Raw genomic sequence first — 12,497 nt, forward strand, 5'->3', positions numbered from 1 at the left:
GGCGATGGCGCGCGCGATCCTGCGGCTGGAGCAGGCGGGGCTGTAGCGGCCGGCGCCGGCGCGCCGCCGCGCCGGTCAGGCCAGCCAGCGATGCCCGCGCGCCGCCCGCACGAAGGCGGCGACCGCCGGCGCCTGCTGGCGGCCGGGCATGGTCGCCAGCGCCACGGTGCGTTCGACATGCGGGTCGGACAGCGCGCGCTGGATCGTGCCGGGATGGGTGATGGAGTGTTCCGGCATGAAGGCGAAGCCGAGATTGGCCGCGACCATCGCCTGCACCCAGTCCTCCCGCTCCGAGCGGAAGCGCGCATAGAGCTCGACACCCTTCGCGCCGCACACCGCCATCACCCGCTCGCGCATCTCGCAGGCCAGGCGGTCCACATAGGGCTGGCGCGTCAGGTCGGTCAGCGCCAGCGCGTCGTGGTCGCGCAGCGGGTGCTCGGGCGGCAGCAGCACGACGTAGCGCTCGGTGTAGAGCGGCTCGACCCGGCAGGTGTCGGGCGGCAGGTCGAGCGGGTTGAGGATGGCCGCATCGAGCGTGTCGGCATCGAGCCAGGCGCCGAGTTCCGCCGGGCGGCCCTCGCGGATCGCGACCTCGATCCCCGGATGCGCCTGCTCGAAGGCGGACAGGAAGCGCGCCAGCCGCACCGGCCCCAGCGTCGGCATGACGCCGACGCGCACCGGCGCCTGCTTGAGCAGCCGCAGGCTTTCCGCCGCGCTGCGCGCCGCATCGGCGCGATCCAGCAGCTCGGCGAGCAGGGGTTCCATGCGGCGGCCGAGCTCCGTCAGGCTCAGCCGGTTGCGTTCCCGATGGAACAGCGGCCCGCCGAGCTCGGCCTCCAGCTTCTTCAGCGCGGCCGTCAGCGCGGGCTGGGAGACGTTGGATTGCTCGGCGGCGCGCGTGAAGGACAGCGTGCGCGCGGCTGCGATGAAGTATCGGACCTGGTGCATCTCCATGCCGGGAAGCCTGCGGATCGCGCGCGTCCGGCGTCAACGAAACATCGCGGGAAGGCGCGCAGGCGGCGCCTATGGGCCCATAGACGAAACCTGCTGTCGCGACGCGGTGGGCGCGGGCGAGGCTCCACCCCGTCCATCGGAAGGGGGTTCGTCCCATGACGGTCTTTGCGGTCGAGCGGTCACTGCCCGGCGTGACCATGGAGGCGCTGGCCGGCGCGCAGGCGGCGGCGATCGGCGCCGCCGCGGCGTCGAGCGCGCGCGGCGTGCCGGTGCGCTACCTGCGATCCGTCTTCCTGCCCGCCGACGCCCGCTGCGTCTGCCTGTTCGAGGCCGGCAGCGCCGAGGCGGTCCGCAGCGTCAATGACGCCGCGGGCCTTCCCTATTCCGCGGTGTCCGAGGCGATGGACCTGCCGGCGCCGGCGGCCTGATGCGCGCGATGGGCAGGGAGGCCGCCGATGTCCGAGGCTGACGCGCCGCGCCGGCGCTTCCTGGTGCATGTCGCGACCGGGCCGCAGGACCCGACCAGGGCGGCGCTCGCCTTCCTGGTGGCGGCCACGGCGCTGAAGCAGGGCCATGCGGTGACGCTGTTCCTGGCCGGGGAGGGCGTACGGCTACTGACCGCCGAGGCGCTCGCCTCGGTCGAGGGCCTGGGGACCGGGCGGCTCGACGCGCACCTGGCCGAGATCCTGGCCCATGGCGGGCGCTTCGCGCTGTCGGGGATGTCCGCGCGGGCGCGCGGGCTGGGGCCGGAGGTGCTCGACGGGCGCCCGGCGGAATTCGCGCCGCCGGACGTGCTGGTGCGCCTCGCCGCCGAGGCCGATGTCGTGATGACCTACTAGGCTCCAGGCTCATTCGAGCAGTATCCGATCAGCCGGTAACGGCTGCTCGGCTGTCTTGCTCTGGAAACCACTGATTCGACGGCACCAAATCCGATCGCACTGATCCGGCGTGGTCGGATCGTGCTGTCGCGGGCCGCGCGCCCGTCAGCCCCGCCAGGGCCTGACCTGCCAGAGCCGTTTCAGGCTGTCGTCCACCCCCTGCGCGAAGGCCTTGTACTCCGCGCCCACCAGCGCCCGCAGCGGCATGAACTGGCGTTCCGCGTCGCGCCGGAAGCCTTCGTCGTTCAGCGCGTTGCGGAAGGCGGTCTCCAGCCTTGCGACGATGGCGGGCGGCATGTTGGGCGGCCCGACGATGCCGCGCGACGCGCCGCCCACGATGTCGAAGCCCTGTTCGCGGAAGGTGGGCACGTCGGCCGCCTCCTGCTGCCGGCGCTCCGCCCCCTGGGCCAGGATGCGCACGCGCCCCTCGCGCTTCAGCTGCAGCGCGTCGTTCACGTTCAGCACCGCGAGGTCCATGTTCCCGCCGAGCAGTTGCGGGATCAGCGGCGCCGCGCCGGCGAAGGGCACCTGCACCATGGGGGCGAGGTTCGCCGAAGCCTCGAAGGCCAGCATGAACAGGTGGTCGTCGCTGCCGATGCCCGTGGTGCCGTAGGTGATCTCCCCCGGCCGGGCGCGCGCCGCCGCGACCACGTCGGCCACGGTGCGGAACGGGCTTTCGGCGCGCACGTAGAAGCAGTTCGCGTCCTCGACGATGTTGCACAGGAAGGTGAAGTCCATCGCGCGGTAGCGGACGCTGCGTTCCAGCGGGATGGCGTTGTGCGCGGGGATGGTGGTCGCGCCGATGGTGTAGCCGTCGGGGGCCGCGTTGAAGGTCGCCTCCAGCCCGATCTGCCCGGCCGCGCCGGTGCGGTTGACGATGACGGGGCGGAAGCCCGGGATCTGCGCGGCGACCAGCGGCATCACCAGCCGCGTCATCACGTCCACGCCGCCGCCGGCGGGGAAGGGGACGATGACCTCGACCGGCTTGTCGGCGGGCCAGGCGGGCTGGGCGTGGAGCGTGGCGGGCAGGGCAAGGCTGCCGGCCCCGGCCAGCAGGGCGCGACGCGTGGTCATGGTGCTTTCCTCCCGAATGCTTCGTTGCCGGAAGGCTAGGCGGCGCCGGAACGCCGCCGCAAGCGATTACCGCCGCCAGGGGCGCCTGGCGTACATCGCGCGCACCGCCTCGCCCTCGGCCAGCACCATCTCCCGATACGCGCGCCCGACCAGCGGGCGCAGCGGCAGGGAGACGCGCTCCGCGTCCCGCGTGAAGGCAGGGTCGGCGAAGGCCTCGGCGAAGGCCGCTTCCAGCGCGCGCGCGGCCTCGGCCGGGAAGCCCGGCGGGCCGACCATGCCGCGGGCCGATCCGATGACGACATCGAAGCCCTGCTCGCGGAAGGTGGGCACGTCGGGGGCCGCCGACCAGCGCGCGGGGGATGCCTGGCCGATGCAGCGGATGCGCCCTTCGCGCATCAGCACGATGCCTTCGCTCATGTTGAAGGATGCGACGTCGACCGCGCCCGAGAGCATGTCCCGCTGCACCTGCGCCGTGCCGTTGAAGGGCGCGTGCAGGGCGCGGACATCGGCCTTCTCCTCGAGCCCGAGCAGCACGAGGTGGTCGTCGGAGCCCACGCCCGCCGCGCTGCCGACGGAAACGCTTTCCGGCTGGCGCTTCAGCGCGGCGACGAGATCGGCCAGCGATCGGATCGGCGAGTTCGGCAGCACCCACAGCCCGCAGGCATCGTCGACGATGTTGGCGAAGTAGGTGAATTCCTCCGCCTTCCAGCGCACCGGCCGCTCCAGCGGCAGGGTCGAGACGTTGAGGCTGCCGATGGCGCCGATCGTGTAGCCGTCCGGCGCGGCGTTGAAGATCGCCTCCATGCCAAGCTGCCCTGAGGCGCCGGCGCGGTTGACGACGACGAAGCGCACGCCGGGCAGGCGGGAGGTGATCTGGTGGGTGGCGAAGCGCCCGACCGCATCGACGCCGCCGCCGGGCGGGAAGGGGACGATGACCTCGATCGGCCGGTCGGCCGGCCAGGCGGCGCGGGCGGGCTTCACGAAGGGCAGGGCGAGGCCCAGCCCTGCCAGCGGCAGGTGGCGGCGTGCGATCATGGCGCTTCCTCGGTGTTCGTTGCGGCCAGCCTCGCCTCCCCGTCCACGCCGATCAAGCGCCTTCCGGAATGCGTCGCCCCGCGCCATGCTGCGCCGCGATACGGAGGAAGGACCGCCACATGGAAGCCGCGCTGCGGGACCGCTACGGCGTCGAGGGCCAATGGGGCCTGTGGAAGGAACACACGGTTCGCTGGGCGGAATGCGACATCTACGCCCACATCAACCACGCGGCCTATCTGACGCTGTTCGAGGACCTGCGCATCGAATGGTGGCTCGGCGCGGGCGGCACCTTCTCCCCGGACGCGCCGGGGCCGGTCGTGGGGTCGCTCGAGGTGAAGTACCACCTGCCCGGCCATTTCCGGGACCAGGTGCTGCTCGCGGTGCGCACGGCGTCCTTCCGCCGCACCTCCTTCGTCCACCAGTACGGCATGTGGCGCGCGGATGGCGGGCTGCTGTGCTCGGCGCGCGCGCTGTGTGTCGTGATCGACAACGCCACGGGGCGGAAGGCGGAGATCCCCGACCCGATGCGCCGGCTGATGGCCGAGCGGGATGGCGCGGTGGCCGAAGTCTAGAGCGCGACCACCAGGTCCACTTCCACCAGCGCGCCGACGGCCAGCCCCGTGACGCCGACGCAGGTGCGCGCGGGCAGGCCGCCGGCGAAGAAGGCCTCCCACACCGCGTTCATCGCGGCGTAGTCGCGGTCAAACTGCGTCAGGTAGACGCGGGCGAAGACCGTCCGCGCGATGTCGCCCCCGCAGCCCGCGACGATGGTGCGGAGGTTCTCCAGCACCTGCCGGGTCTGCGGCTCGATCCCGCCCTCGACCAGGACCTTGCCGCCGCCGGGCAGCGTCGGCATCTGGCCGGTGACGAATAGGAAGTCGCCCGCGCGCACGGCGTGGCTGAAGGGGGCGACGCGGTCCGGCGCCTCCGGCAGCAGGTGGCGGACGATCTCCAGCATCCTCAGAGCCCCCGCTCGGCGCGCGTCGCCTCGAGGTCGTCCTCGATGAAGGCGCGCACCAGGTCCTCCAGCGATTCCTGTTCCACGAAGCCGAGGCGCCGGGCGCGCTCCGCCCCGAAGGCGGCGGGCCAGCCGGCGACGATGTCGAAGACCTCCCGGTCGAAGACGAAGCCGACCTTGTCCCGCGCCGCGGCGCCCGCCACGGCTTCCAGCGCCTCCAGCATCTTGGCGACGGTGGCACTCCGCCCCGGCGGGTTGATGCCGCGGTCGGCGCCGAGCGCGGCCGCGTCGATCGTCGCCGCATGAAGGAACCATTCCATCGCGCTGCGCGGCGAACAGATCCAGACGGCGAATTCCGGCGGCACCGGGCAGTCGGTGGACAGCCCCAGCAGCGGTTCGCGCACGATGGCCGAGACGAAGGAGGACGCCGCCTTGTTCGGCCGCCCGGGGCGGACCATCACCGTGGGCAGGCGGATGCTGACGGCGTCGAGGAAGCCCTTGCGCGTCGCGTCCTGCAGCAGCAATTCGCCGATCGCCTTCTGCGCACCGTAGGAATTGGTCGGCATCTGCCGCCCATCGTCCGGCACCACCGCATCCTGCCCGCCGCCGAAGGATGCGACGGAGGAGGTGAAGATCACCCGCGGCTTCGTCCCCAGCGCCCGGCAGGCGGCGACCACCGCCTGGGTGCCGGCGATGTTGACCCGCACGCCGAGGTCGTAGTCCGCCTCCGCCGCCGCGCTGACGACGGCGGCGAGGTGGAACACCACCTCCGTCCCCGGCGGGATGGCGGCCGCGACCGCCTCGACCGAGGCGACGTCGCCGCCCATGCAGACCACGGGGAAGGGGGCCGCGAGCGGCGCGGGCGCCTTCAGGTCGAACAGCGTCAGGCCCGTGATGGCGCGCCCGCCCAGCGCCCCGTCCTTGGCGAGGCGTGCTGCCAGCTTCCGCCCGAGGAACCCGCCGCCGCCCAGGATGCTGACCTTCATGCCGACCCCCTCAGATGTCGCATCCGGTTTGGCGCGGGGCGGGCGCGGGCGCAATATGGGCCCACCATGATCCCGACCTTCCCGTTCCGCTTCCTGATCAACCGCCGGCAGGGCACGCCGGGCGTCGTCGTGCTGCCTGAGGGCGGCTTCCGCCGCGCCAAGGAGGAGATCGCCTCCTGGCCCGGCTATGCGCCGACGCCGGTGCGCGACCTGCCGGACGCCGCCGCGGCGGCCCGCGTGGCGAGCGTGCGCTACAAGGACGAAGGCGGGCGCTTCGGCCTGGGGTCGTTCAAGGCGCTGGGCGGCGCCTATGCGGTGATGCGGCTGCTGCAGGCGGAATTGGCCAAGCGCGGCATCGCCAATGCCGCGACGGCGGCCGAACTCATGGACGGCCGGCACAAGGAGGCGACCCGCGCCATCACCATCTGCTGCGCGACCGACGGCAACCATGGCCGCTCCGTCGCCTGGGGCGCGCAGCGCTTCGGCGCCGCCTGCGTGATTTTCGTGCATGAGACGGTCAGCCAGGGCCGGCGCGACGCCATCGCCAAATGGGGTGCCGAGATCCGCGTCGTGCCCGGCACCTACGACGACGCGGTGCGGGAGGCGCAGAAGCAGGCCGAGGCGAATGGCTGGTTCGTCGTCTCCGACACCTCCTATCCCGGCTACACGGAAGTGCCGCGGGACGTGATGCAGGGCTACCGGCTGATGGCGGAGGAAGCGGCCGACCAGATCGGGCAGGCGCCCACGCATGTCTTCGTCCCCGGCGGCGTCGGTGGCGTCGCGGCCGCCGTCTCGGTGCAGATGCGCGCCCGATTCGGGGCGGCGGCGCGGGTGATCGTCGCCGAGCCCGACAAGGCCGCCTGCCTGCTGGCCAGCGCCGAGGCCGGCGCGCCCACCACCGTGCCGGGGGACCTGGATACGCTCATGGCCGGCCTCGCCTGCGGGGAGCCCTCGCTGCTCGCCTGGCAGGAGCTGGAGCGCGGCGCCTTCGCCTTCATGTCGGTCCCCGACGATTCGGCGGTCGCCTGCATGAAGGCGCTGGCCGCGCGCACCCCGCCCATCGTGGCCGGGGAAAGCGCGGTCGCCGGCCTCGCCGCCCTGCTGCTGGCGGCGCGGGAGCCCTTCGCGCGGACGGCGCTGGGCCTCGACGAGACCAGCCGCGTGCTGATCTTCGGCACCGAGGGGGCGACGGACCCGGAGGTCTACGAAAGGCTCGTCGGCCACGCGCCGGTGGCTTCATCTGACTGACATATTTCTGTAATCTCCCCGCAAGGGTCGGCGGCTACTGCGCCGCGACCCAAACAAGGGAGAACCACGTCACCATGTTGCGCCGGACCTTCGCCGCCGGGGCGCTCGCCCTCGGCCTCGCCGCCCCCGCGGCCGCCCAGCAGCAGCCCGTCGAGATCCAGTTCTGGCACGGGCTGACCCAGCCGCTGGGCGGGATGCTCGAGCAGATCGCCGCCGACTTCAACGCGAGCCAGAACCAGGTTCGCGTCGTCGCCTCCTTCCGCGGCTCCTACCCCGAGACGATGGTGGCCGCGATCGCCGCCTTCCGCGCCGGCCAGGCGCCGCACATCGTCCAGATGTTCGAGGTCGGCACCGGCACCATGATGGCCGCCGGCCGCGCGGTGAAGCCGCTGCACGAATTGCTGGCCGAGACCGGCGTGCAGATTCCCTTCGACGACTACCTGCCCGCGGTGCGCGGCTACTACAGCCTGCGCGACGGGCGGATGATGTCGATGCCGTTCAACTCCTCGACGGCGGTCGCCTTCTACAACCGCGACGCCTTCACCCGCGCCGGGCTGAACCCGGACGAGTTCCCGCAGACCTGGCAGGGGCTGGAACAGGCGGCGCGGCGGCTCAAGGCCGCGGGCATCGAATGCCCGATGACCATGGCCTGGCCGACCTGGACGCAGATCGAGCAGTTCAGCGCCATCCACAACATCCCGCTCGCCACCCAGGGCAACGGCTTCGGCGGGCTGAACGCGGAACTGCGCATCAACAACCCGCTGATGATCCGCCACCTGCAGAACCTGGTGGACTGGCAGCGCGAGGGCCTGTTCCGCTACGGCGGCCGCGACGGGCAGGGCGACGCGCTGTTCCCCAACGGCACCTGCGCGATCATCTTCGGCTCCTCCGGCCTGCGCGCGCGCGTGCAGCGCGAAGCGCAGTTCCAGTGGGGCGTGGCCATGCTGCCCTACTACGAAGGCGTGCAGGGCGCGCCGATCAACGGCATCATCGGCGGCGCGTCCTTCTGGGCGATGAACCGCGGCCCGAACGCGACGCGCTCCGCCGCCGAGAACCGCGGCGTCGCCGAGTTCTTCGCTTGGCTCGCGCGGCCCGAGGTGGTGCGCAAGTGGCATGTCGAGACCGGCTTCCTGCCGGTGCGGCAGTCGGTCTTCCGCGCGCTGGAAGGCGAAGGCTTCTATCGCCAGAACCCCGGCGCCGACATCCCCATCACCCAGCTGCTGCGCGGCGGCGGGCAGATGACGGAGAACTCGATGGGCATCCGCCTGGGCGGCTTCGTCGAGATCCGCACCATCATCCAGGAGGAGATGGAGCGCGCCTTCCAGGGCCAGCAGAACGCCGAGGCCGCGCTGAACAACGCGGTCACGCGCGGCAACGTCGTGCTGCGCAACTTCGAGCGGCAGAACCGGCAGTAAGGCCAGGCGGGGAAGGGCGCGGCCCTTCCCCGTCCTTCGCGGGCAGCGGGGCATCATGCAAAAGAAGGTGATCTTCCGCGGCGTCGCGCTGCCCGTGGCGCTGTTGCTGCCGCAACTGCTCATCACCGGCATCTTCTTCTTCTGGCCGGCGGGGCAGGCGGTGTGGTCCTCCTTCCTCCGGGAGGACGCCTTCGGCCTGTCGCGCGAATTCGTCGGCTTCGAGAATTTCGTCGATGTCCTGACCGACCCGAACTATCTCACGGTGGTGTGGAACACGGCGGTGTTCTCCGTATCCGTCGCCGTGCTGGCCATGGCGGTCGCACTCTTCCTCGCCGTGCAGGCGGACAAGGCGATCCGCGCGGCAACCGCCTTCAAGACGCTGCTGATCTGGCCCTACGCCGTCGCCCCCGCGGTCGCCGCCGTGCTGTGGCTGTTCCTGTTTCATCCGCAGATCGGCATCTTCGGGCGGATGCTGAACAACGCCGGCATCATGTGGGACTACAAGATCAATGGCGGGCAGGCGATGACGCTGGTGATCATCGCCGCCGCCTGGAAGCAGGTCTCCTACAACTTCATATTCTTCCTCGCGGGCCTGCAATCCATCCCCAAGAATGTGCTGGAAGCGGCGGCGATCGACGGCGCGCGCCCCTTCCGCCGCTTCTGGACCATCATCTTCCCGCTGATCTCGCCCACCACCTTCTTCCTGCTGGTGGTGAACCTGGTCTACGCCTTCTTCGACACCTTCGGCACGATCCACGCGCTGACGCAGGGCGGACCGGGGTTGTCCACCACCACGCTGATCTACAAGGTCTATGTCGACGGGGTGCAGAACCTGAATTTCGGATCCAGCGCCGCGCAGTCGGTGATCCTGATGGTGCTCGTCATGGCCATGACGGCGATCCAGTTCCGCTTCATCGAGCGCAAGGTGCACTACTGATGGCGGACGCCGCGACGCTGGCCGCCGCATCCCGCCGGCGCCAGACGCGCGGGCGGGTGCTGGCCTATGCCGCGCTCGTGCTCGGCGTGCTGGTCTTCGCCTTCCCGATCTGGATGACGCTGGTGGGATCGACCCACGATGTCGGCAGCCTCGGCCGCGGGGACGTGCCGCTGTGGTTCGGCCCGCATGGCGCGGAGAACTACGCATCAGCCTGGACGACAGGCGGGGCGGGCACGCGCAACACCTTCACCGTGCCGGCCTCGGCCATGCTGTTCAACAGCGCGCTGATGGCGGTGCTGATCGCGGTGGGGAAGATCGCGATCTCGCTGCTGTCGGCCTATGCCGTCGTGTTCTTCGCCTTCCCGGGGCGGATGATCGCCTTCTGGCTGATCTTCATCACCCTGATGCTGCCGGTCGAGGTCCGCATCATCCCGACCTTCGAGGTGATGGTGAACATGAACCTCACCAATTCCATGGCGGGCCTGACCATCCCGCTGATGGCGAGTGCCACCGCCACGCTTCTGTTCCGCCAGTTCTTCCTGACCATCCCGGACGAGTATGTGGAAGCGGCGAAGATGGACGGCGCCGGCCCGCTGCGCTTCTTCCGCGACGTGGCGCTGCCGCTGTCGGTCACCAACATCGCCGCACTTTTCGTCATCTTGTTCATCTATGGCTGGAACCAGTACCTCTGGCCGCTGCTGATGGTGAACGACCGGACGCTCGAGACCATCGTCGTCGGCCTGACGAAGATGATCGGCACCGGCGATTCCCAGAACGAGTGGAACACCATCATGGCGACCGCGATGATGGCGCTGCTCCCCCCCGTGCTCGTGGTGGTGCTGATGCAGCGCTGGTTCATCAAGGGCCTGACCGAGACGGAGAAGTAGCGCGGTGGCGAGCCTCGACATCCAGGGCGTGCGCAAATCCTTCGGCGCGACCAAGGTGCTGCACGGTATCGACCTCGCCGTGCGGGACGGTGAGATGGTGGTGATCGTCGGCGCCTCCGGCTGCGGCAAGTCCACCCTGCTGCGCATCGTCGCGGGGCTGGAGACGGCGACCGACGGAAAGGTGCTGATCGAGGGGCAGGACGTGACGCCGCTCGAACCCGCGGACCGCGACATCGCCATGGTCTTCCAGACCTATGCGCTCTATCCGCACATGACGGTCTTCGACAACATGGCCTATGGGCTGAAGATCCGCGGCGTGCCGAAGGCGGAGATCGCGGCGCGGGTGAAGGAGGCGGCGGAGATGCTCTCCATCGCCCAGTTGCTCGACCGCAAGCCGCGGCAATTGTCGGGCGGCCAGCGCCAGCGCGTCGCCATGGGCCGCGCCATCGTGCGCCACCCGAAGCTGTTCCTGTTCGACGAGCCGCTGTCGAACCTCGATGCGAAGCTGCGCGTGCAGATGCGCGCCGAAATCCGCCGGCTGCAGAAGCGGCTGTCCGTCACCTCCCTGTTCGTCACCCATGACCAGGTGGAGGCGATGACGCTCGGCGACCGGCTTGTCGTCATGCATGAAGGCCGCGCCGCGCAGGTTGGCACGCCCATGGAGGTCTGGTCGCGCCCCGCCGACACCTATGTCGCCACCTTCATCGGCAGCCCGGCGATGAACCTTCTGCCCGGCACGCTGGAGCAGGGCGGGGCCGCGGTGCGGCTTGCCGGCGGCGCGCTGTGGCCGCTGGCCGATGGCGCGCGCCCCGGCGCGGACGGGACGAAGGTGACCATCGGCATCCGGCCGGAGCACCTGACGGTCGATGGCGCCGAGGGCGTCGCGATGGTGGTGGAACTGGCCGAGCCGCTCGGCTCGGAGACCGTGCTGCACGGGCGCCTGCCCGACGGCACGGCGCTGACCGCCCGCGTACCCGGCGCGGCGGCGGCCGAGCGCCTGTCGCTGACGCCCGATGCGGGCGCGCTGCATGTCTTCGATGCCGGGACGGGCAAGCGGATCGATCCTGCCTGAGGCGGCATTGACCGCCGTCCGGCGCGGGGTCAGATAGGCGGCGGGAAACGCCTTCCGTACGGGAGAGAGAAGATGAACCGCCGCCATATCCTCGGCATGGGTGCCGCCGCCGCGCTCGCGCCCGCCGCCGCCCGCGCCCAGGCCGCCTGGCCGACCTCCCCCGGCCGCATCGTCGTGCCCTTCGCCGCCGGTGGCCCGACCGACATTCCCGCGCGCCTGCTGGCGGACGAGATGTCGAAGTTCCTGCCGCACCGCATGGTAGTAGAAAACCGCACCGGCTCGGGCGTCGTCATCGGCACCGATGTGGTGGCCAAGGCGCCGAAGGACGGCCAGACGATCCTCTACACCACGGTCGGCCACGCCTACCTGCCGGGGCTCTTCGACCGCCTGCCCTTCGACCCGGTGGCGGACTTCACGCCCTGCGCCTTCATCGGCCAGATCCCGCAGATCCTGCTGGTGAACCGCGACTTCCCGGCGCGCACCCTGCCGGAACTGATCACGCTGCTGCGCAACAACCCGGGCAAGTACGACTATGCCTCCTCCGGCAATGGCGGCGCCGTGCATCTCGGCACGGAGCTGTTCCTGCACATGGCGGGCGGGCTGAAGGTCAACCACATCTCCTTCCGCGGCTCCTCCGCCGCGGTGCCGGAGGTGCTGGCCGGCCGCGTTCCGATGATCTTCGACGTCGCCGCGGCTGCGCTGCCCTACATGCAGCGCGGGGAACTGCGCCCGCTCGCGATCAGCACCCGCACGCGCATGCCCTATGCGCCGGACGTGCCCACCTTCATCGAGGGCGGCGTCGCCGACTTCGAGTGCTACACGTGGCACATGGTGATGGCGCCGGCCGGCACGCCGATGCCGACGGTCAACGCCATCAACGCCGCCTTCAACCGTGCGCTCGCCGTGCCGGCGGTGCAGGAAAGGCTTGGCCAGATGACGATGAACGTCACCACCAACAGCACGCCCGAGAGCGCGGCGCGCTTCCTGGCCAGCGAGATGGCCAAGTGGACGCCGGTGATCCGCGCCGCGGGCATCCGCCCTTCGTAAGGGCCG

The 12,497-nt window shown here is 71.0% G+C and carries 14 protein-coding genes; 9 read left to right on the forward strand and 5 right to left on the reverse strand.

Going from position 1 to position 12,497, the window contains the following annotated elements; genetic code table 11:
- Nucleotides 1–75: 75 nt before the first annotated feature.
- Nucleotides 76–954, reverse strand: a complete 879-nt coding sequence (locus HW577_RS04240; RefSeq protein WP_198374821.1) for a LysR family transcriptional regulator — start codon at nt 952–954, stop codon at nt 76–78.
- A gap of 155 nt (nt 955–1,109) precedes the next feature.
- Here HW577_RS04240 and HW577_RS04245 point away from each other — a divergent pair, with 155 nt between their 5' ends.
- Both HW577_RS04245 and HW577_RS04250 read left to right on the forward strand, forming a co-directional pair.
- Entirely contained in the window at nt 1,110–1,382 is a 273-nt protein-coding gene (locus HW577_RS04245) for a nickel-binding protein (protein WP_198374822.1), read from the forward strand.
- A 27-nt stretch (nt 1,383–1,409) separates the two neighbouring features.
- Nucleotides 1,410–1,793, forward strand: coding sequence for a DsrE family protein (locus HW577_RS04250; RefSeq protein ID WP_198374823.1), 384 nt, complete (start codon nt 1,410–1,412; stop codon nt 1,791–1,793).
- 144 nt (nt 1,794–1,937) lie between these two features.
- Here HW577_RS04250 and HW577_RS04255 read toward each other — a convergent pair whose 3' ends face one another.
- Together HW577_RS04255 and HW577_RS04260 are read right to left on the reverse strand one after the other, a co-directional pair.
- A complete protein-coding gene (locus HW577_RS04255; protein ID WP_198374824.1) occupies nt 1,938–2,906 on the reverse strand; it encodes a Bug family tripartite tricarboxylate transporter substrate binding protein in 969 nt (322 codons plus the stop codon).
- Nucleotides 2,907–2,972: 66 nt separating this feature from the next.
- The gene (locus tag HW577_RS04260) at nt 2,973–3,941 is read right to left on the reverse strand and encodes a tripartite tricarboxylate transporter substrate binding protein (RefSeq protein WP_198374825.1); all 969 of its coding nucleotides are present in this window, start codon (nt 3,939–3,941) and stop codon (nt 2,973–2,975) included.
- A 119-nt stretch (nt 3,942–4,060) separates the two neighbouring features.
- Here HW577_RS04260 and HW577_RS04265 point away from each other — a divergent pair, with 119 nt between their 5' ends.
- Entirely contained in the window at nt 4,061–4,513 is a 453-nt protein-coding gene (locus HW577_RS04265; protein ID WP_198374826.1) for an acyl-CoA thioesterase, read from the forward strand.
- On the opposite strand, the gene HW577_RS04270 is transcribed toward HW577_RS04265, so the two are convergent.
- On the reverse strand, nt 4,510–4,899 hold the full coding sequence (locus HW577_RS04270; RefSeq protein WP_198374827.1) for a RidA family protein: 390 nt from the start codon (nt 4,897–4,899) through the stop codon (nt 4,510–4,512). The genes HW577_RS04265 and HW577_RS04270 overlap by 4 nt on opposite strands.
- A 2-nt stretch (nt 4,900–4,901) precedes the next feature.
- Complete coding sequence (denD, locus tag HW577_RS04275) at nt 4,902–5,885, reverse strand: D-erythronate dehydrogenase (RefSeq protein WP_198374828.1); 984 nt, start codon at nt 5,883–5,885, stop codon at nt 4,902–4,904.
- Nucleotides 5,886–5,951: 66 nt separating this feature from the next.
- Between denD and HW577_RS04280 the strand changes: the two genes are divergently transcribed.
- From HW577_RS04280 to HW577_RS04305, 6 genes are all read left to right on the forward strand, one after another.
- Entirely contained in the window at nt 5,952–7,133 is a 1,182-nt protein-coding gene (locus HW577_RS04280) for a diaminopropionate ammonia-lyase (RefSeq protein ID WP_198374829.1), read from the forward strand.
- Between the two features lie 74 nt (nt 7,134–7,207).
- A complete protein-coding gene (gene ugpB / locus HW577_RS04285) occupies nt 7,208–8,548 on the forward strand; it encodes a sn-glycerol-3-phosphate ABC transporter substrate-binding protein UgpB (RefSeq protein WP_198374830.1) in 1,341 nt (446 codons plus the stop codon).
- Nucleotides 8,549–8,603: 55 nt separating this feature from the next.
- Entirely contained in the window at nt 8,604–9,485 is an 882-nt protein-coding gene (gene ugpA / locus HW577_RS04290) for a sn-glycerol-3-phosphate ABC transporter permease UgpA (protein WP_198374831.1), read from the forward strand.
- Complete coding sequence (gene ugpE, locus HW577_RS04295) at nt 9,485–10,372, forward strand: sn-glycerol-3-phosphate ABC transporter permease UgpE (protein WP_198374832.1); 888 nt, start codon at nt 9,485–9,487, stop codon at nt 10,370–10,372. The genes ugpA and ugpE overlap by 1 nt, the downstream gene beginning before the upstream one ends.
- Before the next feature lie 4 nt (nt 10,373–10,376).
- Nucleotides 10,377–11,444: an ABC transporter ATP-binding protein gene (locus HW577_RS04300; protein ID WP_198374833.1), complete on the forward strand. Its 1,068-nt coding sequence runs from the start codon at nt 10,377–10,379 to the stop codon at nt 11,442–11,444.
- A gap of 72 nt (nt 11,445–11,516) precedes the next feature.
- Nucleotides 11,517–12,491, forward strand: coding sequence for a tripartite tricarboxylate transporter substrate binding protein (locus tag HW577_RS04305; RefSeq protein WP_198374834.1), 975 nt, complete (start codon nt 11,517–11,519; stop codon nt 12,489–12,491).
- Nucleotides 12,492–12,497 lie beyond the last annotated feature (6 nt).

Origin of the sequence: Neoroseomonas rubea (genome assembly GCF_016106015.1) — a bacterium.
Taxonomy (GTDB): Bacteria; Pseudomonadota; Alphaproteobacteria; order Acetobacterales; family Acetobacteraceae; genus Neoroseomonas; species Neoroseomonas rubea.

Bases quoted from the DNA above. Each gene is read 5' to 3' on its own strand.
- HW577_RS04240 (WP_198374821.1), bottom strand. From the start codon at position 954: ATGGAGATGCACCAGGTCCGATACTTCATCGCAGCCGCGCGCACGCTG.
- HW577_RS04245 (WP_198374822.1), top strand. From the start codon at position 1,110: ATGACGGTCTTTGCGGTCGAGCGGTCACTGCCCGGCGTGACCATGGAG.
- HW577_RS04250 (WP_198374823.1), top strand. From the start codon at position 1,410: ATGTCCGAGGCTGACGCGCCGCGCCGGCGCTTCCTGGTGCATGTCGCG.
- HW577_RS04255 (WP_198374824.1), bottom strand. From the start codon at position 2,906: ATGACCACGCGTCGCGCCCTGCTGGCCGGGGCCGGCAGCCTTGCCCTG.
- HW577_RS04260 (WP_198374825.1), bottom strand. From the start codon at position 3,941: ATGATCGCACGCCGCCACCTGCCGCTGGCAGGGCTGGGCCTCGCCCTG.
- HW577_RS04265 (WP_198374826.1), top strand. From the start codon at position 4,061: ATGGAAGCCGCGCTGCGGGACCGCTACGGCGTCGAGGGCCAATGGGGC.
- HW577_RS04270 (WP_198374827.1), bottom strand. From the start codon at position 4,899: ATGCTGGAGATCGTCCGCCACCTGCTGCCGGAGGCGCCGGACCGCGTC.
- denD (WP_198374828.1), bottom strand. From the start codon at position 5,885: ATGAAGGTCAGCATCCTGGGCGGCGGCGGGTTCCTCGGGCGGAAGCTG.
- HW577_RS04280 (WP_198374829.1), top strand. From the start codon at position 5,952: ATGATCCCGACCTTCCCGTTCCGCTTCCTGATCAACCGCCGGCAGGGC.
- ugpB (WP_198374830.1), top strand. From the start codon at position 7,208: ATGTTGCGCCGGACCTTCGCCGCCGGGGCGCTCGCCCTCGGCCTCGCC.
- ugpA (WP_198374831.1), top strand. From the start codon at position 8,604: ATGCAAAAGAAGGTGATCTTCCGCGGCGTCGCGCTGCCCGTGGCGCTG.
- ugpE (WP_198374832.1), top strand. From the start codon at position 9,485: ATGGCGGACGCCGCGACGCTGGCCGCCGCATCCCGCCGGCGCCAGACG.
- HW577_RS04305 (WP_198374834.1), top strand. From the start codon at position 11,517: ATGAACCGCCGCCATATCCTCGGCATGGGTGCCGCCGCCGCGCTCGCG.